Below are 25,225 nucleotides of genomic sequence, written 5' to 3'. Positions count from 1 at the left end.
ACACTTTGTATAAGGGCATAGCTATCTCCCAAATATTTCTATTTTTGCCTAAGATTTAAACCCAAATTTTATACAAATGAAAGATTTACTCAAGAAATTTGAGAATAAGCAACCGGAGATCGTGTTTGAATGGAGCGATAGTGAGACAGAAGCAGAAGGTTGGGTTGTGATTAACTCTTTACGAGGAGGTGCGGCGGGTGGTGGTACAAGAATGAGGAAAGGTTTGGACAAAAGAGAGGTAGAGTCTCTTGCCAAAACGATGGAAGTGAAATTCACAGTTTCGGGACCTGCGATCGGCGGTGCAAAATCAGGAATCAATTTTGATCCAAATGATCCTAGAAAATCAGAAGTCCTAAAAAGATGGTATGCAGCGGTCATGCCTTTATTGAAAAACTACTATGGAACAGGCGGAGACCTGAATGTTGATGAAATCCATGAAGTGATTCCTATCACGGAATCTTATGGACTATGGCATCCACAAGAAGGTGTGGTAAATGGTCATTTCAACGCTACAGAACCTCAGAAAATCAGAAAAATAGGTCAATTGCGTCAAGGAGTTTCCAAAGTATTGGAGGATCCAGATTATACGCCGAATGGATCCAAAAAATATACCGTAGCCGATATGATCACTGGTTTTGGCGTGGCTGAAGCGGTGAGACATTATTACAAAATCTGGGGTGGTCAACTCAAGGGAAAAAGAGCTGTCATTCAAGGTTGGGGAAATGTAGGTGCTGCTGCAGCTTGTTTCCTTGCAGTGGAAGGCGTGAAAATCGTTGGTATCATTGATAGAGACGGTGGTCTAATCAAAGAAGATGGTTTCAGTCTTGACGAAATCAGAGAACTTTTTATCCTCAGAGAAGGCAATAAGCTAGTAGCTGATAATATGATTCCTTTTGATGAGATCAATGGGAAGATTTGGGATTTGAAATCTGAGATATTTATTCCTGCCGCCGCATCCCGATTGATCAATAAAAACCAAGCTGAAAGAATGGTGAAAGCCGGCCTTGAAGTAATCTCTTGTGGGGCGAATGTGCCATTTTCAGATCCTGAGATTTTCTTCGGTCCTACAGGAATGTGGGCAGATGAACAAGTCTCTGTAATTCCTGATTTTATTGCCAATTGTGGCATGGCAAGAGTGTTTGCTTATTTGATGTCAGATAAGGTAGAATTGACAGATGATGGGATCTTCAAAGATGTGAGCAAGACCATTGCGAAGGCTTTGAAAAAGACACATGAAGTCAATCCACAAAAAACTAAGATCGCACAATCATCTTTTGAAATAGCCCTTAAGCAACTCGTATAACAAATTAACCAATCATCAGTCAGTATCGAATAATTTAAAATTATTTGATGCTGACTGTCATATATTCACTTGTGGTTTTCATTCAAAATAAGTAGTTTAGCAGAACAAAATCTTTTGGAGCCGTAAACTAATCTCTAAAAGTATATGCTAGAAATTAGGCTAATCTTTAGATATACCCCTTAAAAACATTTGAATGAAGAATTTTATTGCTGCTATTTTGCTGCTATCTGGAATTTTCTTTGTTTTCCACATTCCAGAAGTTAAAGCGCAAGCAGAAACTCAAATCGAAATACAAGACAGTACCTCTAACGAGGAATCAACAACAAGTGTGGAGGCTCACATCGACGACCAAGCCCATGATGAGCATCATCATGAAGCTCCTGTTTGGCTGGTGATCCCATTTGTACTTTTGCTGCTCATGATTGCAACTGGGCCGCTCTTTTATGAGCATTTTTGGCATCATAATTATCCCAAGGTAGCCGTTGGCTTAGCCATATTAGTTGTTTTTTACTACTTGTTTGTTTTAGACAATGTATATGGGCCTGTTCATGCTTTAGCTGAATATGTGCAGTTTATTGCATTGCTAGCCTCACTTTACATTGCTTCTGGAGGAATTCTGATAGAGATAGACAAGAAGTCCACACCAATGGCGAACGTGACCTTACTTTTGGTAGGTGCATTAGTTTCTAATCTAATCGGAACGACAGGAGCTTCTATGTTGCTGATAAGACCATTTATTAGGTTAAACAAAGGTAATATTCAAGCTTATCACATCATTTTCTTCATCTTTATGGTGAGTAATGTTGGTGGTTCATTAACTCCAATTGGGGATCCGCCGCTATTTCTTGGTTTCTTGAAAGGCATTCCTTTCTTCTGGACATTGGAACACAATTGGCCCGCATGGCTGGTAGCTTTGACATTCTTAGCTACAGTTTTCTATTTTATTGATAGAAAATTTGGAAAAGCTAACGATGACGAGCTGGAAGAAATTACTTACACGAACAAATTTGCATTAATTGGGTCAAGAAATTTCCTTTGGCTGGCAGTAGTTATTGCTTCCGTGTTTTTAGATCCAAACGTGATCGAATGGGTTCCTGCGATCCATTATGATGGACAAAAATTCTCTTTCTTAAGAGAAATCATCATGCTTTCAGTAGCCTATTTCTCTTTCAAGTTTGCTGATCAAAAAGCAATCAAAGGGAATGAATTCAATTTCGAGCCAATCAGAGAAGTTGCCTTTATATTTATCGGAATTTTTGGTACAATGATGCCTGCATTGGAGTTGGTTGGAAACTTTGCCAAATCACCGGAAGGTGCTGCTTTGATTACTCATAATACGCTTTATTGGGGAACAGGTATCCTTTCAGGTGTGCTAGATAACGCACCAACTTATCTCAATTTCCTTGCTGCTGCTATGGCTTCACAAGGAGCAGAAATCAGCAATGTAGCGATGGTGAAAGATTTTGCGATGAATAACTATGAAGATTCAGCTTTTGAGCTGATGGCAATCTCTCTTGCTGCTGTTTTCTTTGGTGCCATGACCTATATCGGAAATGGTCCGAACTTTATGGTGAAATCGATCGCCGAACAAAGTGGAATTAAAATGCCTTCCTTCTTCGGGTACATTATCAGATTCTCCATTCCAATTTTGCTTCCTGTCTTGGTTATTATTTGGTTGATCTTCTTTGCTTTTGTTTAGAATCTAAAATTTTGTTCCATAAACAAGAGCAGTTCAAGTTCCAAAATTCTTTTTTGTTAAATAAAGAACCATTAAGGACTCAATGATTTGCACAAAGGTCACAGGTATTAAACTTGTGGCCTTTATGAATTAATAATATTTAATATTCTTTTAAAACTCTTAATACCTATCTCAATAAGCAATTAATTAAAATTGAAAAATCTTCTTACCTTCAAACTTGCACTATAGATATATTTTGTGAAAATCCACTTTCTTACCTTTAGCCATTTTAATATTGTTGAAATTAATCTCAATCAACTGTTGACGGTGGACTGTTGACGATTCTTCGCCTGATAAAACGTGAAATACTCAAATTCTGGTGTCATAGCTGATAATCATTCTAAATATTTAATATTTCACTCCATCACTTTAGCTTTTACATGCATCAAGATTGGATCTAAAAAAACCACTTTTTGCTTCCCATCAATCTCGAATGCGTCAATGATTCCTGTCGCTTCATCTATAGACAACCAACCCCTGGTTTCGGATTCGTAAAATGTATTCTCAGAACCAATTACAAATTCAATTCTTTGGACTTCTTGATTTTCACCGAATAGAATTTTAAGAGATTTCAGCTTACTTTTCTCACCTTTTTTAAGGTCATAAGTTGTTCCTGAATCATCTTTGCTGATTTTATATGCTTGAGCGAGTGCAGGTCTATTGATATCTGCCTGAATAAAAAAATCCAATTCCCTGAGCCACTCTTCCTGATTGGGCGTAACCTCAAGTTTTTCGACCGTATCTTTGATCTGTATTTCTTTCTGAAGAGATTTTCCTTCCAATATTAAAGCTTGCTCCTCAATAAATTGCTCTAATTGAAAATAAGGAGGATCGAAATCCTCCTTATCTAATGTTTCAGTTTGACAAGCCATTAAGGTTGCCACAAATACTATCCAAATGGTTTTTCTTATCATTATTTCAACAAAATATGCCCAGTCATTTCTGCAGGGATTGCTACATCCAATAAAGTCAGAATTGTTGGTGCTAAATCTCCTAGTTTTCCGTCTTTTACTTCCAATCTATCCTGATCATCCACCATAATACAAGGAACCAAATTCGTAGTATGTGCAGTATTTGGAGAGCCATCTTCATTGATCATCACATCGGAATTTCCATGATCTGCTATGACGATCGTCGTATATCCATTTTGTAGCGCATGCGTAATTACCTCTTCGGCACATTTATCCACTGCCTCGCAAGCTTTTACTGCCGCTTCAAATACGCCTGTATGTCCGACCATATCCGGATTAGCAAAGTTAAGGCAGACAAAATCTACTTCCTTTTTCTTCAATTCAGGTTTGATTTTGTTTACGATTTCAAAAGCACTCATTTCAGGCTTCAAATCATAAGTTGCCACTTTTGGGGAAGGACAAAGAATTCTGCTTTCCCCTTCAAAAACTTTCTCTCTTCCACCAGAAAAGAAAAAAGTAACGTGTGGGTATTTCTCTGTCTCAGCTATTCTGATTTGCTTCTTCCCATTCGCAGCTAATACTTCGCCTAGCGTATTTTGCAAATTATCTTTTTCAAAAAGAACTTTTACATCTTTGAATGTCTCATCATAACTCGTGAAAGTGATGTAGTTCAGAGCTAATTTCTTCATATTGTAATCGCCAAAGTCCTTTTGCGTAAGTACTTGGGTGATTTCTCTTCCTCTGTCAGTTCTGAAGTTGAAGCAAATGACAACATCCCCCTCTTCGATTCGCGCCAAGGGCTTACCTTCTTTATTTGCTTTGACTATAGGACGAATAAATTCATCAGTAACTCCATTTTCGTAGGATTTCTTTAAAGAATTTAATACGTCTTTTGACATTTCTCCTTCGCCCAAAACCATCGCATCATATGCAAGTTTGACGCGTTCCCATCTATTATCCCGATCCATAGCATAATATCTTCCGACTACTGAAGCAATTTCACCTGTAGAATCTTCTAGATGCTTTTGAAGCTCCTGAAGATAAAGCAGACCTCCTTTTGGATCAGTATCCCTACCGTCTGTAAAAGCATGAATATAAGCTTTTTCCAATCCATTTGCTTTTGCCGCATCACAAAGTCCTTTCAGATGATTGATATGTGCGTGAACACCACCATCAGAAACCAATCCAATGAAATGTACTTTTTTATGAGAATCTTTGGCGTATTGAAAGGCGTCTTTCAAAATTGGATTTTCTTTCAAATCGCCTTCTGATACCGCTTTATTGATTTTTACTAAATCTTGATAAACTACCCGACCTGCACCGATATTCATGTGGCCTACTTCTGAGTTTCCCATTTGACCTTCTGGAAGCCCAACAGCTAGACCAGAAGCTTCTAATTTAGAGTGAGGATATTTTGCAAAAAGACTATCTACAAAAGGAGTATTGGCTTTATCGATAGCTGAAACACTTGGATTTGGAGCTATTCCCCATCCATCCAAAATCATCAGTATTACTTTCTTCTTCATAGCGTAAATATAGGTATTTATAATAGGTTTTATGATCATCCAAAATGACAGCAGTATGCATTTTTAGCACCAGTGTTCAGGCGGATAATCTTTATTGGTTATTCTTCGATTAGTGATCAGTGCATCAATTGGTATAAATCACACCACTTACTTTGGCTGTGGGTAATAACCCCAATATCCATTATTTAAGGAACTTCAAAAATGAGAATTCTTATTAAGCTTTTCAAATTTATTTTAGCTCTTCATTTAATTTTCATAACAATATCATCAATACCGTCCTAAATAAGATATGAGAGGTCTGGTTTTTTGCCCAAAATAGCTATTTTGGGATTGCACCAAAAAACATAGACCTCCCATGAGTAATATTACATTGTTTTCTCAGATTATTAAAAAAATCGAACGTTCAATTTTCAAGAAACTGGTTGAAGAGAAGCAAACAGACAAGGCCTGCAAAGGCTTTGACAGCTGGACGCATTTGGTGTCCATGCTTTTCTGTCATTTTGCCAAGAGTACTTCTGTAAGGGATATTTCAAACGGCCTGCGTTCGGCCACGGGGAACCTAAACCATCTGGGGATTGCCAAGGCACCATCCAAGTCCAGTATCAGTTATCAGAACAAGCGCAGGGACTCTGACCTGTTCAAGGAGCTGTATTACGGACTTCTGAAGCATTTAGGACAGCAGGCGTCCCTGAGCAGGGTAAAATTACGGATCAAGGCTCCCGTCTATCTGCTCGACTCCACGGTGGTAAGTCTTTGCCTTTCGATGTTTGACTGGGCAACCTTCAGGACCAAAAAGGGTGCTGTAAAGATGCATACGCTTCTGGACTATGACGGGAAACTCCCTGTTTATGTGAATATTACAGAAGGAAGTATGGCCGACAATAAGGGCGCTTATGATATTCCTTTGGAGAAAGGATCCGTTATAGTGGCTGACCGCTATTACAATGACTTTCCGATGCTCAACATTTGGGACAGCAAGGGGGTCTTTTTCGTCATAAGGCACAAGGATAACCTTAAGTTCAGCACAATCAATGAACGTCAACTCCCTGAAAATACTGCACAGGAAGTACTCATAGACGAAGAAATTGAACTGGTCCACCAGCAGTCCAAAGTGAAGTACCCCGGAAAACTCAGAAGAGTGGCTGTATGGGACGAAAAAAACCAACAGACCGTAGAACTGATTACCAATAACTTCAAATGGTCAGCAAAGACAATCGGTGATCTTTACCGGTGCCGATGGGAGATTGAGATCTTCTTCAGGGACATCAAGCAGTTACTCCATATCAAAACCTTTATCGGAACATCGAAAAATGCCGTGATGATCCAGATATGGACCGCGCTGATCACCATTCTGCTCCTAAAAGTGATGAAGGCAACCGCTAAATTCGGATGGCATCTGTCCAATCTGGTTGCATTTATCAGACTGAACATATTCGTTAAAATAGAGCTGCAAAAGTGGCTGGACAAACCCTTTGAAGACCATGAAAAACCTCCTCAAAAAAGCCAACAGGGGGTTCTATTTCCGGATTACAGATAAAATCACAATAGAAATTGTAGAAACACAGCTAAACATCTGTCTTGTAAATTATTTAGGACAGCATTGCAATATCATGATAGATTTTGCAGATTCTAAGAGATCGAAACAATAGTTTGGTAATTATCACAAGAAGACATTTCTTTGGCTTAAAATTTGTTTTTCTCCACACATGAATAAAATAGTGCCCATATTAATTTCTTTCTTGCTCATTTTTAGCTTTTCTATTTGTACGATTTCAAAAGCAAATGATGAAAAAGAAGTGATTTTTATTTCCTTCAAAAATGGCTCGAGTAAGGACTTAGCAAAACATTTCGAATACGGTGTTGAGCTCAATATCAATGGTAGTCAAGGAGAGTTTTCTAAGGCACAAGCAGAATTAGTCATTAGAGATTTCTTTAAAAAGTATCCTCCTGAAGATTTTGAAATTCTTCATGAAGGCTATTCTGGAGAACAAATCAAACATTATATTGGTACCTACACTTCTATGGGCGAGGCCTATAGAATTTTGATTAAAGGAAAAATTTTTCAAGATGAATATAGAATTTACAGTTTAGAAATCATCAAGTATTAAAATTTAGTCTAGTTCCCTTTAATTGTTTATTTTTGCCGCGTGAGAGATTTACCATATTTGACTGATTCCAGCATTCAAAAATTTATAGAAAGTGCACTTTTAGAGGACGTAGGACCTGGAGATTATTCTTCACTTTCTTCTATCCCTGCAAATCAACCAGGCGAAGCACAATTATTGATCAAAGAAGAAGGCGTAATTGCAGGATTGGAACTTGCAGAAATGATTTTTAAGCAGTTTGATCCAAGCCTGGAGGTAGAGAGCATACTGAAAGATGGAGATGAAGTTCAAAAAGGCGACATTGGCTTACGTGTAAAAGGTAAAGCAATTTCAATTCTGACGACTGAGCGATTGGTTTTGAATTGTATGCAACGTATGAGCGGCATTGCCACTAAGACACATCAGCTCAACAAGTTAATCTCCCATACCAAAGCAAAATTGATGGATACCAGAAAGACGACTCCCAACTTCAGAATGATGGAAAAATGGGCTGTTGTCTTGGGTGGTGGAATAAATCACAGATTTGCACTATATGACATGGTCATGTTGAAAGACAATCATGTTGATTTTGCAGGAGGAATAGAAAAAGCCATTCTTTCTACTAAATCCTACTTAGAAGCCAATCAGTTGAATTTGAAAATAGAGGTAGAAACCAGAAATCTCGAAGAAGTCGAAGAAGTTCTTCGAGTAGGAGGAATAGATTACATCATGTTGGATAATATGGATTATCCGACCATGCGCAAAGCAGTAGAAATGGTCAATGGTCAATATCCTCTCGAGGCTTCGGGAGGAATTACTGAAGAGACGCTCAAAGATGTTGCAGAATGCGGTGTGGATTTTATATCCGTAGGTGCACTAACCCATCAAGTAAAAAGCTTGGATATTAGTCTGAAAGCGATGTAAATCAACTTTTTTATAAAAAATTAAATCAAAAAAAAGGCCATTCACTGAGAAAATGGCCTTTTTGATAAAATATGGCTGTGGTTAATCTTTTGTTGCAAAGTCTGGATAAGCACGCATGCTGTGTTCATTAATATCAAGTCCTTCTATCTCCTCTTTTTCATCTACTCTGATTCCGATGGTTCTTTTCATCGTAAAGAAAATCAACCAACTCGCTATAAAACAGAATGCTCCAACTACTCCAATTCCTATAAGTTGAGACCATATTTGGCTCATTCCAGCTAAATCTCCAAAGAATCCAACAGCTAGCGTTCCCCAAATTCCTCCAATTAAATGAACTGAAATAGCACCAACAGGGTCGTCAATCTTAATTCTGTCAAAGAATACAACAGCAAAAACCACCAAGGTTCCACCAATAAATCCAATGATGGCTGATTCACCAACACTCATCAAGTCTGCACCTGCTGTGATTCCGACCAAGCCAGCCAAAATCCCATTGAGCACCATCGTGATGTCATAGGTTTTGAATTTCAAATATGAAGCCATCAATGCCCCAAAAGCCCCAGATGCCCCTGCAATGGCAGTTGTTACAAAAACCAAGGAAACTGTACCAGGATCAGCTGTCAAAACAGAACCTCCATTGAATCCAAACCAGCCAAACCAAAGTAAGAAAACTCCTATAGTAGCCATGGGTATATTATGTCCAGGTATGGCACTCATTCCCCTTTCTGTGTATTTTCCAATTCTTGGGCCCAAAAGATAAGCACCAACAAGGGCTCCCCATCCACCAACTGAATGTACGATGGTCGAGCCGGCAAAATCATAAAAAGGTGTAGTCAATGTATCTAGAAATCCTCCACCCCATTTCCACATCCCTACTATCGGATAAATGATTCCAACATAAAGGATAGAAAAGAAAATAAATGGTCCAAGCTTCACTCTCTCAGCCACAGCGCCAGATACAATTGTCGCAGCAGTAGCAGCAAACATGGCTTGAAAGATAAAATCTGTGAAAAATGTATATCCTTCATTGTAAGCAAAAGTATTCCAGCCTTCAGGAAGAGAAATCCCAACTCCTGTCAGACCAAAGAAGCTCCCAATAAAATCATCTCCAGGGTACATCAAATTAAATCCAACAAAAGCATAAGTCAATAAACCAATAGCTGGAATGATGGTGTTTTTGAAAAGTATATTAACAGTATTTTTTGCTCGGGTAAGCCCAGCTTCTAAACTCGCAAATCCGAGATGCATGATGAAAACCAAAATGGTCGCCACCATCATCCATAGATTGTTTATAGTAAACATTTCTTGATTCATAGGTTTGTATAGGTTTGTGTGAAATAGGTTGTATCAGTAGGCATCAATCAGGGTTCCTTCTTATAGAGCTTCTTCTCCTCTATCTTTATTTCTGATTCTGTAAGCGTCTAGCACATCAGAAATAAAGATCTTTCCATCTCCAACTTCTCCAGTTTTTCCTTCTGTCAGAATGCAATTGATAACAGGCTCGACCAAATCCTCTGTAGTCACGATCTCTATTTTCGTTCTTGGAATATAGGATGGTTCAAATGCCACTCCTCGGTAAGTCTGCGGGCGGGCATGTTCCAAGCCCATTCCTTTTACTTCATAAAAAGAAAGAAACTTAACACCCATTCCTGCCACGCATTTATAGATTTCTTGGAATTTGGATGTTCTAATGATTGCTTCGATTTTTTTCATTTTAATCAATGAATTAGTGGTTTTCTTGAATTATAGACGCTAATGTAAAACAAAAATTACAAAAAAAATAAATCATGATTATTTTTAACCCTATATTCAATAAATTCCTGTTTAAAAATTACTTTTTGGTTAATTTTCAATCTATTCTTTTACAATTTTATCTTAATCAATCCCATTTATGGTAAATTTTTAAACTAGTACTCTTTTTAAATCGAACTTAAACAATTCGATTTTTGGAGCTATTAAGGGGTAAACTGCCATATTTTTTGTCCAATTGCCTTTGTATGAAAGATGAAAGGGCTAAATTTGAAATTGTGGAATTTTAAACTTCATCTTAAAAATTATGCAAAACAAACCAACACTTTTGGTTCTCGCTGCCGGTATGGGCAGTAGATATGGCGGAAATAAACAAATCGACGGTTTCGGCCCAAATGGCGAAACGATTTTAGAATATTCAATCTATGATGCTATTAGAGCTGGATTTGGAAAAGTAGTGTTTATAGTTAGGCAAGAGATTTTAGAACTTGCCAAGGAAAAATTCCTTCCTAAAATAGAAGGTAAAATTGAAGTGGATTTCGTTCTTCAATCCTTGACTTCTTTCGTTCCGGAGGAATTTCAAAACCCCGATCGTGTCAAGCCTTACGGTACGGCACATGCGGTACTTTGTGCCAAAGATACAATCAAGGAACCTTTCGCAGTAATTAATGCTGATGATTTTTATGGCAAAGAGGCATTTGAAGTAATTGGCAAGTTCCTTTCAAATGGAGTACAGCCAAACCTACACGCCATGGTCGGCTACGCGATACAAAATGTACTTTCTGAACATGGTACAGTAAGCAGAGGCGTATGTTCTATGAATGCTTCTAATCAGCTTATCGGCATGGTAGAAAGAACAGCAATCGCAAAAGAAAATGGAAAAATCATCGCAAATGGTGATGGAGAATCTATTGAAATCGCAGAAGGAACGCCTGTTTCGATGAATTTCTGGGGATTTCATCCAGCTGTTTTCCAGCAAATTGAAAAAATGTGGGACGAATTTTTACTTGCTAACAAAGAAAATATCAAATCTGAGTTTTTTATCCCACTTGTAGCCAACAATCTGATTGAAAGTGGTGAAGGAGCAGTGGAAGTTTTGCAAGGTGGAAAAACTTGGTTTGGCGTGACTTACACAGAAGACAAGCCAATCGTGATCGACTCTTTAAAGAAAATGCATGATTCAGGAGAGTATCCTGCTAATCTTTGGCATTGATTTTCTACAACGAATCAAAAAAGGGATGGAATTTGATTCCAGCCCTTTTTTACTGTTATAATTTTTAAAGTTACTCTCCTTTTGCTTCCAGCAAAGCAGCCACAGCCTCATCCCCTGGTCTTGGTGCATTGGCATTGAAAAGCTTGTTGTCTTTGCCAATTATCAGATACCTTGGGATCCCCCAAACTTTGAAATATTTCATAATATCTGCTTCAAAACCTTGTCCAGCATACGCATGAACGCCACGCATTGGGTTTTTGTCTAAATAATTCTTCCATGGTGCTTGCTGATCATCTACAGAAACATACATCAATACGATATCTTCATGTTCTCTCAGCTGCTTTTCAAAATCAGGCGTTTTTGTCTTAAAAGTATTGATACATGGACCGCACCAACTCGCCCACAAATCCAGATAAATCACTTTGTCTTTATAATCTGATAAATTGACTTTCTCCCCTTCCAAATTCACAAAACTGAAGTCCTCAACAACAGATCCTGTTTTCAGTTTTTCTAAAGAAACCAAACCTTCCTTTAAATTTGCAAGATGGGTTGAGTTAGTATAATTCTTAGAAAAATCTGACACTGCCATTTCACTATCTTCATAACTTCCAGAAAGCATCAACATATCATTCAAGATATTTGAAGCCGCTAAAAGTTCCCCTTGATTTCCTGAAATACTTTGAATTTGAACAGCTATGTCATCATTAGGCATTCCAAAAGGTATTTTCATTGCTGAGTGCATGGCCATCATAAGCGACCTTGCCAAATCATCTGTCAAACTTTTGATTTCTTGATCTAAATTTGTCTCAGAAAGGTATTCCTTCAAGAAAATCAAGCGATCTTCTACTTCCATTTCCTGTGCTCTGTCCAGATACAGTTCCCCCAATTGAACAAGCATGGTATGGGTAAATGAAGCCGCTTCACTTTTCTCATCTTCCATCAAGTCACCTGCATTGTCGAGGTGAAATTGATTCATTTCTTTTTGGATTTCTTTTACAAAAGAAATGAAATCTTCCTTGGAGGGAGCGTCTTCTACATCGTATAAAACTTCGCTTACTTTTCCGTAAAGATCGTTTTGAACATAATTTTCAAGTCCTGACATGTAATTGACGTAAGCGTCAGAATAGTTTTGTGCTTTTACCGTCAAACTAAAAAAAAGACCTAAAAACAAAATTAATATCAGTTTTGAAAATTTTAAGATGGTGTTCATAAGTTTAGGTGTTAGTTTTATAAGTTTTATAAGCTAATGTAAGTAATTATCCAACGCAATTTCTTGCTAATTTAATCAAAAAAACGAAAAACATTCCAAATAGATTTCAGTGATGAAAAAAATCTTCTTCAACAGCGATACAATACTCAAGAATCTTGCCTTATTGACCTTAAGAGTAAGTACTGCCCTAATGATGGCTACTCATGGCTGGGCAAAATTATCAGATTTCAGCGCAAAGCTTCAGACATTTTCTGATCCGATAGGGCTTGGGCCTGCTGTTTCTTTACAACTTGTAATTTTTGCTGAATTCTTCTGTGCTATCTTTCTAGCAATTGGATTCTTGACGAGATTGTCATTAATCCCACTAATCATTGCAATGCTGGTCGCGGCATTTATTGCACATGGTGACGATCCATTTTCAGCACAGGAAAAGTCCCTTTTATTCTTAACAATCTTTGTCAGTCTATTTCTTTTAGGTCCAGGAAAATGGTCTGTAGATGGACAAATCAACAGAAAAAATAATTATTGATCCCAAACGGAAACTACTCCACTATCAACCATAAAAAACTTAGCGTTTGAGTCAATCTCTTGCAAGATTGACTTAGAGCGCTCAGGTCTTGCGTCTGTTATAAATAGCTGCCCAAATTTATGGTTGGCGACAAGTTTCATCAATTTCTCAATCCGAAGGTCGTCGAGTTTATCGAAAATATCATCCAAAAGCAAAATTGGTTTGGTCTCTTTGTGCGCAAAGAATATCTCAAATTGAGCTAGCTTCAAAGCAATTACAAAAGATTTTTGTTGTCCTTGGGATCCAAATTTTTTAATAGGATAATTATCAATTTCAAATATAAAATCATCTTTATGAATTCCCATCGTGGTCCTCTTCAAGATCAGATCTTTAGGTTGGTTTTGTAAAAAATTTCCTTCAAAATCAGCTACTAAACAATCTGAATCATATTGAATAGAAATATCTTCCTGCTGACCCGAAATATCGGCATAGTGATCTAAAAGCAAAGGTTTATACTCTTCTAAAAATTGCTCTCTAGCTTTAGCAATTTGTATAGAAAGTTGGATAATCTCTCTATCAAAAGGCTCAAGCAAAGGCTTATTCACTCTGTTGGTATCTGCAAATTGCTTCAGCAGCGCATTTCTTTGTTTGAGAAAATGCTGATAGCGCACCAAGCTTTCTAGGTAGGTTTTATCCAATTGGCAAAGCATGTTGTCAAAAAACCGTCTCCGTTCTTCGCTTCCATCTTTGATCAATAAAGTGTCATCTGGGGCAATCATCACTACAGGAAGTAAACCTATATGTTCACTCATTTTTTCAATAGACTTCCCATTTTGGATCAGTTGTTTTTTCTTTCCAGATTCAACTACACATCGAATCTCTAAGGTTTTGAAATCCAAATTAAACTCCCCAAAAACAGTAAAAAACTCTTGGTCGTGAAGAATATTCTGACTGTCCTGGGCATTTAAAGCACTTTTTGTGAGGCAGAGGTAATGAATGGCATCCAATAGATTCGTTTTCCCTGACCCATTGATCCCCACAAAGCAGTTGATTTCCGAGGAGAGTTCCAGCTTTGCTTGCTTATAATTTTTAAATTGATTGAGCTGGAGATTTTTCAGGTGCATTTTTAGAAACTGTAGTGTTTTTGACTATTTTCGCATTCGGACATAAATTTCAGCCCTTTTGCTTATATTTGGGTCCTAATTTAGCATATTTTACAACAAACGATATGGCAAAGAAGAGTACGACTGCAAAGTCAAAAGCAAAATACTCCAAAGAAACATATGCTTACTGGTATGAAAGCATGTTGTTGATGAGAAGGTTTGAAGAAAAAGCAGGTCAACTATATGGTCAGCAAAAAATAAGAGGATTTTGTCATTTGTACATCGGGCAGGAAGCCTGTGCTGCAGGTGCAATCACAGCTTTGGAAAAAGATGATAAATGGATCACAGCATATAGAGATCACGCACATCCACTAGGTCTAGGAACTGATCCTGGAGCAGTAATGGCCGAGCTGTATGGCAAAGCAACAGGAACTACCAAAGGAAAAGGTGGATCGATGCACATTTTCGATAAAGAAAGAAATTTCATGGGTGGCCATGGTATCGTTGGGGCGCAAGTTCCGATGGGTTTGGGTATTGGTTTTGCCGAGAAATACCAAGGAACCAAAAATCTCTGTATTTGCCATATGGGTGATGGTGCAGTAAGACAAGGTGCTGTTCATGAAGCTTTCAACTTAGCCATGCTTTATAAAACGCCTGTGATTTTCGTAATCGAAAACAACGGTTATGCCATGGGAACCTCTGTAGCAAGAACTTCCAATGTCACTGAGCTTTACAAAATTGGAGAGGCTTATGATATGCCTTCTTTCCCTGTAGATGGGATGAATGTGGAAGCCATTCACGAAGCTGTAGCTGAAGCTGCCGAAAGAGCTAGAAAAGGTGATGGACCAACTTTATTAGAATTTAGAACTTACAGATATAAGGGACACTCTATGTCCGATCCTCAGAAATACAGAACTCGTGAAGAAGTAGAGGAATATAAAGAAAGAGATCCCATCGCTCAAGTAAAAGCAACTATCCTTGACAATAAAATTTTAACAGAGGCTGAGCTCAAGGAAATTGATAAAAAAGTAAAAAAACAAGTAGATGACGCCGTGAAATTTGCTGAAGATTCACCTTGGCCTGATGGACAAGATGCTTTTAAAGACATCTACAAACAAGAAGATTATCCATTTGTAATGGAGTAAATCGCTTAAAAATAACAAAAACCCTTGGAAGATTTTTCAAGGGTTTTTTTGCTTTTAAAAGGTTAAATTAATTCCAATTCGTTTTTGAAAACCTAAGTTTTATCCTAAAACAAAGAACTTTTCTTCATTTTTTCTTGCCAGATTTTTAGGTATTGGTTCAATGGCTTTGCATTTGAATCAAAGAAATATATCTTTGCGCCAATAATTTTAATAGAATGGCTAAGAAACAAACAAAAAATAGCGAAGCAGAGTACGAATTACTTGAAAATCCAGAAGTAATTGCGAGTAGATTAGAAAGAGGTGAAGACTTTGTAAGAAAAAACTCAAAAATCTTTGGGGGAATCCTGATAGGCGTAGTGGTTTTAATTGCTGGAATATTGTTTTTCCAAATTAATAAGCAAAATCAAAACGAAAAAGGTCAAGCTGAAATGTTTCAAGCAGTTTATTATTTCGAGCAAAATCAAACTGATCTTGCTTTGAATGGTGACGGTACGAATGCTGGCTTTTTGAAAATTGCTGATGATTACTCAGGAACTGATGCAGCTAATTTGGCCAACTTCTATATTGGATCAATCTATCTTTCAGAAGGTCAATTTGAAAAATCTATTGAGCATTTCAAGAAATTTTCAGCAGACGACTACTTTGTCCAAGCCAAAGCTTATTCTTTATTAGGTGATGCCTATCTAGAATTAGCGAATACCAGTGAGGCGATTTCTTACTATAAGAAAGCTGCTACTCAAAGTGAAAATGAATTTTTCACTCCTAGATACTTAAATAAGCTTGCTATAGCTTATGAAGAAGCGGGAGATATGGAAAATGCAATCAAAACATACGAAACAATAGAAGAGAAATATTTCGAATCTATGGAATACACTAACGCTCGAAAGCATAAAGCACGCTTGGAAGGTCTTGCCTCTAAGTAAATGCTTTCTATAAATCGCATTTTAGAAGAGTAAGATCAGAAGGTCTTACTCTTTTTTATTTTCAAACTCAATCAAAAAAATCATGGCTACTTCACTTAAAAGCTTAAGTCAATATACAGAAAAAAACATTATTGATGTTTCAGAAAAAAAATTCGGTATCGTCGTATCTGAATGGAATGATCAAGTTACTGAATCCTTATTTTCCGGTGCATTAGAAACCTTATTGAAGCATGGGGCAAAGAAAGATAATATCTACAGAAAAAATGTTCCCGGATCATTTGAACTGACCTTAGGAGCACAATGGCTTGCAGAATTAGAGGAAATAGATGCAGTTATTTGTCTTGGATGTGTGATTCAAGGAGAAACCCGTCATTTCGATTTTATCTGTGACGCCGTAGCTCATGGTATTACAAATGTAGGCTTGAAGTATAACAAACCAGTCATTTTTGGAGTTTTGACTCCCGATACTTTACAGCAGGCTTTGGATAGATCAGGTGGGAAGCATGGGAACAAAGGAGATGAAGCGGCTATTACAGCTGTTAAGATGCTAGGGTTCTAGGAGCTAGGAAAAAATAGATAGGAGACACAAGATCTAAGAGTAAAGAAGCAAGAATCGAAGATGCAGTAAATCCTGAATGCATGTACCTTTTGCAGTCATTGTTAAACTTTCAATTGCCTGTATGAAATGCTGGGATAGAGATGATTTGTAAAAACGACAACCTCAGAGTTGTTGAACGTCTCTAAATCAAAAGAAAAAAGTGTCAATTAATTTTAAGACGTTAAAAAAGAAAGATTGAGCTAATTCTTAATTCATAAATAAGAATCGGATATTCTAAATTTAAAAATTGTCGAATATCAAATTGTGAATTGTAGAATATATACAAAAAGCAAGACTTTCGATGCTAGAGACTAAAAATCTAAAATTTGAATCAAATAACTACCTCAAACCTAACACATACATGAAAATAATGAAATTCGGGGGGACGTCTGTTGGCAAACCCGAAAGAATGCATCAAGTTAAAGAGCTAATTACAAGAGACAACCAAAAGAAGATTGTCGTTCTGTCAGCACTATCTGGCACTACAAATGCCCTAGTAGGAATCGGTGATGCACTTGCTGATGCTAATAAGACTTTAGCAAAAGAAAGAATTGATACGCTTCACAAACATTATTTAGCATTTTATAAAGAGTTGCTCAAAACAGAATCAGCTCAAAAAAAGGCAGAAAAAATCATCGCTGAGCACTTTGAGTTTCTCAATATCATTCTAAAGATTTCCTTCAATGAAGCGATCAATAGGGATATATTGGCTCAAGGTGAACTGCTTTCTACTAAGCTGTTTTACACATTGCTTCAAGAACTCGATATCCCAGCGGTATTCTTGCCTGCCTTGGATTTCATGAGTATTGACGAAAATCACGAGCCAGAACTCAAGAAGATATCCGAAAAGCTTGAAAGCATTCTTAGTAATTATGCAGACGAAAGCTTTTTCATTACTCAAGGATATATCTGCAAGAATCATAGAAATGAAGTTGATAACCTGAAGCGTGGTGGTTCAGATTATTCTGCTTCCCTGATTGGTGCTGCTATCAATGCTAGTGTGGTGGAAATTTGGACAGACATAGATGGAATGCATAACAATGATCCAAGGATAGTTGACCAGACTCGACCTATAGCAGAAATGTCATTTGACGAAGCGGCAGAGTTAGCTTATTTTGGAGCTAAAATTCTACACCCTGCTTCGATATGGCCAGCGCAGCATCATAATATCGCTGTAAAACTCTTGAATACCATGGAACCTGATGCTCCCGGTACAACCATCACCGCACAAGAAGTTGGAATTGGTGTAAAAGCTTTAGCGGCAAAAGATGGTATCACAGCAATCAAAATCAAATCAAGCCGAATGCTTTTAGCTTATGGTTTTTTGAGAAAAGTATTCGAGGTTTTTGAGAAATACAAAACTTCTATTGACATGATCACAACATCAGAAGTTGCTGTATCAGTTACGGTTGATGATGTCTCTCACTTGTCTGAAATAGTCAAAGAGCTTGAAGCTTATGGGGCTGTCGAAGTCGATCAAAACCAAGCGATCATTTCAATAGTAGGAAATATGATCGCTGAGTCTAAAGGTAGCATTGCCCAAATTATGAACTGTCTAACAGATTACCCTGTAAGGATGGTCTCTTATGGAGGAAGCAGGCACAATGTCTCACTTCTCGTCGATGCACAATTTAAAAATGCTGCGCTACAAAGTCTAAATGATGGACTTTTTGAATGGTAAAATCTTCAAATCCCCTTTTTGAAAATCAAAAAGGGGATTTTTATAACCTAGCCATCCATCTTGCCAAAAGCACTTCATGGACAAGGTAAATTCCCTCGTCTTCAATGACAAGCTCTTGTTTTTGAAGGGATTTTATAGCTGTATTTACCGTACTAGCGGCACCCAATTGATACTTGTTAATAAACTCTTTTGAAAGTGGGTTTTGAAGCGGTTCTGCTTTGGCGATGGCCTGAAAAACCTTTCCTTGTGCTTCGTAAGCATCTTTGGACCAAAGCTGATTTTCCTAGTCTCCTCCACGCATATAAGACTACATTCCTGCCATTTTTGATGTGCTCTTGGAGAACAAGCAAGTCATCCTCTCTATCGCAGAAATAGGCTTTTCCGTGGTAGGTATTCAATACAAAAGGATTATCAGGCTTTTTCATCTTTCAAATATTCTGAACAATCATATTTAATTAGCGGTATGATATTACGTACATTACGTTACGCAAATTACGTAACGTAATTTGCGTAACATATTTAGATTTATCAAAACCAATTATAAAATCCTTTTAGTATTTATTCTTCTTTTTAGTCAAATTCGGGCATGAAGAAACTTGCATTCCTTTTTATTCTGCTTCTGACTATCGGAAGTGTCGCTGCTCAAGATGGCTACGAAACCCTTTTTGAAAAATCAGATGGGAAGCAAACGCCTGTTTACTCGGACGTTATAGCCTACTTTAATCAGTTAGCTACTGATTTTGAATCAGTAAAAATGGTCGAAATGGGTGTGACAGATTCGGGATTTCCTCTACATGTCGTATTGTATGATCAAAAAGGGGTATTTGACCCAATAGACTGGCATAAAAATGACCGTTTGATTTTGTACATCAACAATGGAATTCACCCTGGAGAACCTGATGGAATTGATGCTTCCATGATGTATTTGAGAGATATTTTACTTGGAAAAATTGAAGTTCCAGCTGATATAGCAATTGCGATTACACCTGTTTACAATATTGGTGGACATCTCAACCGTGGTTCACACAGCCGAGTAAACCAAAATGGACCTGAGGAATTTGGTTTTAGAGGAAATGCGAGAAGCTATGACCTTAATAGAGATTTTATCAAGGCAGATACAAAGAATGCTCGTTCATTTCAACAAATTTTCAATTGGTTGAAGCCGCATGTTTTTATAGATACCCATGTCAGCAATGGAGCAGATTATCAGCACGTGATGACTCTGATTTCCACGCAACACAATAGATTGGGTGGACAACTGGGTGAGTACTTAGAAAAAGAGCTCAACCCTGCACTTTACAAAGGCATGAAGGCAAGGAATTTTCCAATGATTCCCTATGTCAATGCTTACGGAAGCAAACCTGAGAATGGGTGGCCTCAATTCAAAGACAATGGCAGATACAGCAGTGGTTATGCGGCACTTTTCAAGACTTTGAGTTTTATGCCTGAGACACATATGCTCAAACCTTATGATCAGCGTGTGGAATCAACTTACGAGTTGTTCTTAACGTTCACCGATATTTTCCAAAAGGATGCGTCCAAAATCGTGGAAATGGCCAAGGCAGATAGAAAAGAAATTGCAACAAAAGAGCAATTTGGTCTCAACCATACTTCTGATAGAAGTTCGCATAAATTGATGGAGTTCAACGGATATGAATCAGGGATGAAACCTTCTGACATTTCTGGATTGCCCAGACTATATTACGATCGCGAAAAGCCCTTTTCGATTGATATCAAATTCTTCGATGTCTATCAGGCTGGACTAGAAATCAACAAGCCAGAAGCCTATATTATTCCACAGGGTTGGCACACAGTTATTGATAACTTAAGAAGAAATGGTGTTCAGGTGCAAGAATTAAAGCAGGACACGAGTATACAAGTCACGGTCTACCACATCAAAGATTTTCAAACAGGGCAAAGACCGTATGAAGGGCATTATTTGCATAGTAAGGTTGAAATAGAAAAATCAGCTGCAATGATGGATTTCAGAAAAGGAGATGTCATGGTGATGATGAATCAAGAAGCAAATAACTACATCATAGAAGTTTTAGAACCACAAGGAGAAGACAGTTTCTTTGCTTGGAATTTCTTTGACACCATATTGCAGTCCAAAGAAGGCTATTCTGCGTATGTCTTTGAAGATTTGGCAGCAGCGTTTTTGTCTGAGAATCCTCAGCTCAAAGCAGCTTTGGAAAAGGACAAATCCGAAAATGAGGAATTAGCAAAAAGTGCATCAGCACAATTGAGATGGGTCTATGAAAACTCGCCTTGGAAAGAAAAAGAGCATAACAGATATCCTGTCTACAGGTTAGAAAATTGATTATATTTGAGTCATGATCACTAAAAATGAGATATTATCAAAGTTAAAAGAACTGAAACCTTTTCTTTACGAAGAGTTTTCTGTCAAAGAAATTGGATTATTTGGTTCTTACAATGATGACTCTTTTAGTGATGAAAGTGATATTGATCTTTTGGTAGAGCTAGAGAAACCTATTGGGTGGAAATTTTTTAAATTAGAAATGTATTTGGAAAAGATATTCAATAAAAAAATTGATTTGACGACCAAAAATGCTTTAAAGGACCAGTTAAGGAGTAATATTCTGAAAAAAATAAGATTTGTTCAGTGAAAAAGAAAGACTCCCCTTCATTCTTAGAAAAACTTCAAACTAAATGGAAGCTGAAAAGTCTCTGGCAAGTGGTGATTGTCTTGCTGGTTTTTGCTTTGACGGGATTTACTATTTTGTTTATCAAAAAACCCATTTTTGACCTTTTGGGGATTGATATGGAAAGTGGGGGATTTTGGAAAACAATCCTGTACCTACTTCTTGTTTTACCTTTATACCAAGTTGTTCTGCTATTTTGGGGCTTCTTACTGGGGCAGTTTGACTTTTTTTGGGAAAAGGAAAAACAAATCTTTAGAAGAATATTTGGTAAAAGGAAAAAAGACTAAAGTTTATCAAAATCTAGAGTTTTCAAAAAAAACTCAAATCGAATGGTCTTGACAAATGATGATTGCGTAAATTTGCAGATTATATCAATACAGAATAAATATTTCAATGGCGAAAAAGAAAGGTAAATCTCTAGAAGAGCACGAAAAGCGAAAGCTTAACAAAGAAAGTCTAGGGAAATTAGGAGGGATTTTTAGATTTATTCTGCCATATAAATGGACTTTTATCTTAGGCCTTCTGTTTTTGTTGTTGTCAAGTCTGACACTCCTCACATTTCCTTATGTAGCTGGAAAATTAATCGATACCGCTTCGGGTGAATCATGGTTGGTGGATGACATCAACGGAATTGCCTTCTTGCTTTTAGGAATTTTATTGGTTCAAAGTGTTTTTTCATTTTTCCGCGTTTGGCTTTTTGCAAAAGTTTCCGAAAGAAGCATGCGAGATGTTAGAATTTCGCTTTACAGACAGTTGGTGCAGCTTCCGATGACGTTTTTTGACAAACGAAGAACAGGTGAGTTGATCTCAAGAATCACTGCTGATGTCAGCATGTTGCAGGATACATTTTCTACTACTTTGGCGGAGCTTTTCCGTCAGATTATCACGCTGCTAGCAGGTGTTGTATTCTTGATGGTGACCACACCAAAACTCACTTTCTTTATGCTCGCCACTTTTCCAATTTTGGTCATCATAGCCATTATTTTCGGGAAATTTATCAGAACATTATCCAAAGAAGCACAGGATGAACTTGCTGCAGCCAATGTCATCGTCGAGGAAACTTTGCAATCCATCATGACAGTGAAATCTTTTGCTGGAGAAGATTATGAATCCAATCGATATAGAAATGGGTTAAACAGGGTGGTCAAAGTTGCCCTAAAAGCTGCCGGATTTAGGGGTGCGTTTATTTCCTTTATCATATTTGCCTTATTTGGTGGAATCGTTGCGGTGATGTGGTACGGAGCAACATTGGTTGCCTCAGGAGAAATGAGTGTGGGAGATTTGGTTTCATTTGTTCTTTACACCACTTTTATTGGAGGGTCTATTGCAGGTTTGGGGGACATCTATGGGCAAATTCAAAAGGCGATTGGATCATCCGAGCGTGTATTGGAAATCCTTCAGGAAACGCCAGAATACTCCACTGCTGATTTCCAACAAGTACCGATGAAAGGAGATGTTTCTTTTTCCAATATTGGTTTTACTTATCCTACAAGACCGGAAATTGAAGTTCTCAAAAACATCAACTTAAATATCGCAGCGGGAGAAAAAGTAGCGCTCGCAGGACATAGTGGAGCCGGAAAATCTACCATCATCCAATTGCTACTCAGCTTCTACCCAATCAATAGAGGTTCACTTACCGTAGATGGCAAACCTGTCAATCAATGGAATCTCAAGCAACTCAGATCCAACATCGGTATCGTCCCGCAAGAAGTCTTACTCTTTGGTGGAAGTATCAGGGAAAATATCGCTTATGCAAAGCCTGATGCCACGGAAGCGGAAATCATCGAAGCTGCGAAAAAAGCCAATGCTTGGCAGTTTATCAGTAAATTCCCAGAAGGATTAGACACCAAAGTAGGGGAAAGAGGAATCAAACTATCCGGTGGACAGCGTCAGCGTGTAGCCATAGCAAGAGCAATTTTGAAAGATCCTGCCATCTTAATTTTGGATGAAGCCACTTCATCATTGGATGCTGAATCTGAGTCTTTGGTTCAACAAGCGTTAGATGAATTGATGAAAAACAGAACCACCATCATCATCGCCCACAGACTATCGACTATCAGAAAAGTAGATAGAATCTATGTTCTAAGAGACGGAGAAATTGTCGAAGAAGGGACCCATGAAAATCTTGCAGGACAAGAAGAAGGCTTTTATGCAAACTTGGTAAAACTTCAATTTGCCGAATGAAATAATTGTTGATTATAGGTAGAATTATAAGCTTTTTTCAAAATTTTATTGGGCTTTGCATAAAATACTTATCTTTGAGATGCTTAATATCAAAATAAGCCGAAATAAATTACCACCCTTTAATTAAATTAATCATGATCAAAAAATTCAAATCTCTTACAGCATTGGTATTCGCATTTGGATTCCTGTTTGCAGTAGCGACCACTTCATGTGGTGACAAAAAAGCAGACGGAGAGTCTGAAGATGCAGCTGTAGAAGAAGTAATGGAGGAAACTCATGAGCATCCTGCGGAAGGTAGTGAACACCCAGCTGAAGAAGGAGAAGGAGAACATCCTTCAGAAGGCGGTGAGCATCCAAGCAACTAATTAAAAATCCCGGGTTTCGCAACCCGGGATTTTTTTATGCTCCTCTTTCAAATGAAAACCTAACTTTTGGATAAATTACCTCTCCTTTAATTTCTACAAGCGGATAAGCAATAAAATTTATCGGTCCTGTACTTGGACTTGGATTTACTTTTAAGTCTCTTCCCTTGCTAAGCTCTATTCTGTTGGCTGGGTGCCTCCCAAAATTATAAGTCGCTAAGGCAGTGTACTTATTTCCTTCTGAAATATCGACAGGCCACCATTTCCCCTCAGCATAAAACTCCGCCCAACAATGATATCCATCTATTCCGCCTTCATTTCTATCTGATGGAATCGATGCGCCAATTGCAAATCGAGATGGAATCCCGATACTTCTAGCCAATGAAATAAAGAAGGAATGAAATTCGGTGCAATTTCCTGTCTTGGTATCGCAAGCATAGACAGCATCCCCTCTTCCATAATCCCCAAATTTCATGTAGCGCATATTGTCAATGATATAATCATATAGTGCTCGTGCTCTCACCAAATCCCCATCATTTTCCTTCCCCTTCGTGGCTTCCAGTGCTATTTCTTCAAATTCCCCACCGATTGGCATCAATAAATTGGGCTCCAAATACATCGGATCAATTTTGCCATTTGCATCATAAGGTCCTTTTTCTATTCTATTTACGTGGTAAATGATCTCGATTTCCGAACCACTGTGCTCAGGTCCCAATTCCATGTAGATCATTTTATTGCCGTTTTCTTTATCTTCTATATTTCTTTTTTTCTTCGGTAGTTTCATCGACTTCACAGTGATCGTTTGAAAATCATCAGATTGTGCTATTGGAATCCAAACTTTTGCTTTTTCCTTGAGCTCAGGAAGCTGTGCATAGTATGTAAAGTCAAAATTATCTTCCAATTCAACTACTCCAAGTAAATCAGAGGAAGCCGTTTCAACAGGCACTTTTCTCCATGTTTTGTCCACCACTTGCTTCCAAGTATAAAAAGGCTTTCCATTTAGCTTGTGTAAAGAAGTCTCCGTTACTTTCATTTCTCCAGGTTTGCCTTCCAAAAAGAAATCCACATCATAAACATCTCCTTTTTCATCAGCCAAATCTACACAGGCAAAATGCTTGCTTGGACCTAAGTTACTGAGGTATTCTGTATGCACGCGAACAAGCTTAAGTCGGAGTTTCTTTTCTTCATCATTGATCAAAAAATAACCATCATTGTCAGCAGTTTCTGCATCAATATACGCTTTAATTCCAGCCTCTATTTCATCAATGGATACCCGCTTGTTTGGAGTAGTTTCCTCCTCCTGATTTTTGGTTTCATTACTCTGGCAAGCAAAAAAGGCACAAAGTAAAAGAAAGAAATAAGGTTTTAAGATTTTCATAAAATTCGTTTTTTGGGGATTC

General features: G+C 37.7%; 24 protein-coding genes. 16 read left to right on the top strand and 8 right to left on the bottom strand.

All coding sequences use genetic code 11. The features are described 5' to 3' along the window. Positions 1-76 precede the first annotated feature (76 nt). Positions 77-1,303 carry a Glu/Leu/Phe/Val dehydrogenase dimerization domain-containing protein gene (locus tag BELBA_RS05740; RefSeq protein ID WP_014771800.1) on the top strand — a complete coding sequence of 409 codons (1,227 nt, stop codon included), beginning with the start codon at positions 77-79 and terminating at the stop codon, positions 1,301-1,303. Between the two features lie 193 nt (positions 1,304-1,496). Further along, positions 1,497-3,002, top strand: a complete 1,506-nt coding sequence (locus BELBA_RS05735) for a sodium:proton antiporter (RefSeq protein WP_014771799.1) — start codon at positions 1,497-1,499, stop codon at positions 3,000-3,002. A gap of 395 nt (positions 3,003-3,397) precedes the next feature. Here the strand turns inward: BELBA_RS05735 and BELBA_RS05730 are convergent, their stop codons facing one another. Together BELBA_RS05730 and gpmI are read right to left on the bottom strand one after the other, a co-directional pair. Beyond that, positions 3,398-3,955, bottom strand: coding sequence for a hypothetical protein (locus BELBA_RS05730; protein WP_014771798.1), 558 nt, complete (start codon positions 3,953-3,955; stop codon positions 3,398-3,400). Beyond that, the gene (gene gpmI / locus BELBA_RS05725) at positions 3,955-5,478 is read right to left on the bottom strand and encodes a 2,3-bisphosphoglycerate-independent phosphoglycerate mutase (protein ID WP_041779253.1); all 1,524 of its coding nucleotides are present in this window, start codon (positions 5,476-5,478) and stop codon (positions 3,955-3,957) included. Before gpmI ends, BELBA_RS05730 begins: the two co-directional genes overlap by 1 nt. Positions 5,479-5,833: 355 nt before the next feature. Here gpmI and BELBA_RS05720 point away from each other — a divergent pair, with 355 nt between their 5' ends. The 3 genes from BELBA_RS05720 (at position 5,834) to nadC (ending at position 8,486) form a co-directional block, all read left to right on the top strand. Continuing rightward, the gene (locus BELBA_RS05720; RefSeq protein WP_014771085.1) at positions 5,834-7,015 is read left to right on the top strand and encodes an IS4 family transposase; all 1,182 of its coding nucleotides are present in this window, start codon (positions 5,834-5,836) and stop codon (positions 7,013-7,015) included. Positions 7,016-7,196: 181 nt separating this feature from the next. Beyond that, the gene (locus BELBA_RS05715) at positions 7,197-7,586 is read left to right on the top strand and encodes a DUF4783 domain-containing protein (RefSeq protein ID WP_014771796.1); all 390 of its coding nucleotides are present in this window, start codon (positions 7,197-7,199) and stop codon (positions 7,584-7,586) included. Between the two features lie 39 nt (positions 7,587-7,625). After that, on the top strand, positions 7,626-8,486 hold the full coding sequence (nadC, locus tag BELBA_RS05710) for a carboxylating nicotinate-nucleotide diphosphorylase (protein ID WP_014771795.1): 861 nt from the start codon (positions 7,626-7,628) through the stop codon (positions 8,484-8,486). Positions 8,487-8,567: 81 nt separating this feature from the next. Here the strand turns inward: nadC and BELBA_RS05705 are convergent, their stop codons facing one another. Together BELBA_RS05705 and BELBA_RS05700 are read right to left on the bottom strand one after the other, a co-directional pair. Then, complete coding sequence (locus tag BELBA_RS05705; protein WP_014771794.1) at positions 8,568-9,800, bottom strand: ammonium transporter; 1,233 nt, start codon at positions 9,798-9,800, stop codon at positions 8,568-8,570. Between the two features lie 60 nt (positions 9,801-9,860). Further along, positions 9,861-10,199, bottom strand: a complete 339-nt coding sequence (locus BELBA_RS05700) for a P-II family nitrogen regulator (RefSeq protein WP_014771793.1) — start codon at positions 10,197-10,199, stop codon at positions 9,861-9,863. 343 nt (positions 10,200-10,542) lie between these two features. Between BELBA_RS05700 and BELBA_RS05695 the strand changes: the two genes are divergently transcribed. Then, positions 10,543-11,448, top strand: coding sequence for a nucleotidyltransferase family protein (locus BELBA_RS05695; protein WP_014771792.1), 906 nt, complete (start codon positions 10,543-10,545; stop codon positions 11,446-11,448). Between the two features lie 70 nt (positions 11,449-11,518). Here the strand turns inward: BELBA_RS05695 and BELBA_RS05690 are convergent, their stop codons facing one another. Then, on the bottom strand, positions 11,519-12,658 hold the full coding sequence (locus BELBA_RS05690) for a TlpA family protein disulfide reductase (protein ID WP_014771791.1): 1,140 nt from the start codon (positions 12,656-12,658) through the stop codon (positions 11,519-11,521). Positions 12,659-12,770: 112 nt separating this feature from the next. On the opposite strand from BELBA_RS05690, the gene BELBA_RS05685 reads away from it, so the two are divergent. After that, the gene (locus BELBA_RS05685) at positions 12,771-13,187 is read left to right on the top strand and encodes a DoxX family protein (protein ID WP_014771790.1); all 417 of its coding nucleotides are present in this window, start codon (positions 12,771-12,773) and stop codon (positions 13,185-13,187) included. Here the strand turns inward: BELBA_RS05685 and recF are convergent. Beyond that, a complete protein-coding gene (gene recF, locus BELBA_RS05680; RefSeq protein ID WP_014771789.1) occupies positions 13,181-14,290 on the bottom strand; it encodes a DNA replication/repair protein RecF in 1,110 nt (369 codons plus the stop codon). The genes BELBA_RS05685 and recF overlap by 7 nt on opposite strands. Positions 14,291-14,394: 104 nt before the next feature. Between recF and pdhA the strand changes: the two genes are divergently transcribed. The 4 genes from pdhA (at position 14,395) to BELBA_RS05660 (ending at position 18,616) form a co-directional block, all read left to right on the top strand. Then, positions 14,395-15,414, top strand: coding sequence for a pyruvate dehydrogenase (acetyl-transferring) E1 component subunit alpha (gene pdhA / locus BELBA_RS05675; protein ID WP_014771788.1), 1,020 nt, complete (start codon positions 14,395-14,397; stop codon positions 15,412-15,414). 215 nt (positions 15,415-15,629) lie between these two features. Continuing rightward, positions 15,630-16,337, top strand: coding sequence for a tetratricopeptide repeat protein (locus tag BELBA_RS05670; RefSeq protein ID WP_014771787.1), 708 nt, complete (start codon positions 15,630-15,632; stop codon positions 16,335-16,337). A gap of 82 nt (positions 16,338-16,419) precedes the next feature. Beyond that, a complete protein-coding gene (gene ribH, locus BELBA_RS05665) occupies positions 16,420-16,896 on the top strand; it encodes a 6,7-dimethyl-8-ribityllumazine synthase (protein WP_014771786.1) in 477 nt (158 codons plus the stop codon). A gap of 400 nt (positions 16,897-17,296) precedes the next feature. After that, positions 17,297-18,616 (top strand): aspartate kinase, encoded by a 1,320-nt coding sequence (locus BELBA_RS05660; protein ID WP_041779251.1) that lies wholly within the window; start codon positions 17,297-17,299, stop codon positions 18,614-18,616. 176 nt (positions 18,617-18,792) lie between these two features. Here BELBA_RS05660 and BELBA_RS05655 read toward each other — a convergent pair whose 3' ends face one another. Then, on the bottom strand, positions 18,793-19,041 hold the full coding sequence (locus tag BELBA_RS05655; RefSeq protein ID WP_041779250.1) for a hypothetical protein: 249 nt from the start codon (positions 19,039-19,041) through the stop codon (positions 18,793-18,795). 161 nt (positions 19,042-19,202) lie between these two features. On the opposite strand from BELBA_RS05655, the gene BELBA_RS05650 reads away from it, so the two are divergent. The 5 genes from BELBA_RS05650 to BELBA_RS05630 all read left to right on the top strand — a co-directional run bounded on the left by BELBA_RS05650 (position 19,203) and on the right by BELBA_RS05630 (position 23,828). After that, positions 19,203-20,936, top strand: a complete 1,734-nt coding sequence (locus BELBA_RS05650) for a M14 family metallopeptidase (RefSeq protein ID WP_014771784.1) — start codon at positions 19,203-19,205, stop codon at positions 20,934-20,936. Between the two features lie 13 nt (positions 20,937-20,949). After that, positions 20,950-21,243: a nucleotidyltransferase family protein gene (locus BELBA_RS05645; protein WP_014771783.1), complete on the top strand. Its 294-nt coding sequence runs from the start codon at positions 20,950-20,952 to the stop codon at positions 21,241-21,243. Next, positions 21,240-21,566, top strand: coding sequence for a DUF6787 family protein (locus BELBA_RS05640; protein WP_014771782.1), 327 nt, complete (start codon positions 21,240-21,242; stop codon positions 21,564-21,566). The genes BELBA_RS05645 and BELBA_RS05640 overlap by 4 nt, the downstream gene beginning before the upstream one ends. A gap of 106 nt (positions 21,567-21,672) precedes the next feature. Continuing rightward, the gene (locus tag BELBA_RS05635; protein ID WP_014771781.1) at positions 21,673-23,463 is read left to right on the top strand and encodes an ABC transporter ATP-binding protein; all 1,791 of its coding nucleotides are present in this window, start codon (positions 21,673-21,675) and stop codon (positions 23,461-23,463) included. Between the two features lie 134 nt (positions 23,464-23,597). Continuing rightward, positions 23,598-23,828, top strand: a complete 231-nt coding sequence (locus BELBA_RS05630; RefSeq protein ID WP_014771780.1) for a hypothetical protein — start codon at positions 23,598-23,600, stop codon at positions 23,826-23,828. 34 nt (positions 23,829-23,862) lie between these two features. Here the strand turns inward: BELBA_RS05630 and BELBA_RS05625 are convergent, their stop codons facing one another. Continuing rightward, positions 23,863-25,203, bottom strand: coding sequence for a transglutaminase-like domain-containing protein (locus BELBA_RS05625; protein WP_014771779.1), 1,341 nt, complete (start codon positions 25,201-25,203; stop codon positions 23,863-23,865). Positions 25,204-25,225: the final 22 nt, after the last annotated feature.

Source organism: Belliella baltica DSM 15883, assembly GCF_000265405.1.
Taxonomy (GTDB): Bacteria; Bacteroidota; Bacteroidia; order Cytophagales; family Cyclobacteriaceae; genus Belliella; species Belliella baltica.
This window is presented reverse-complemented; position numbering and strand designations above follow the sequence as displayed.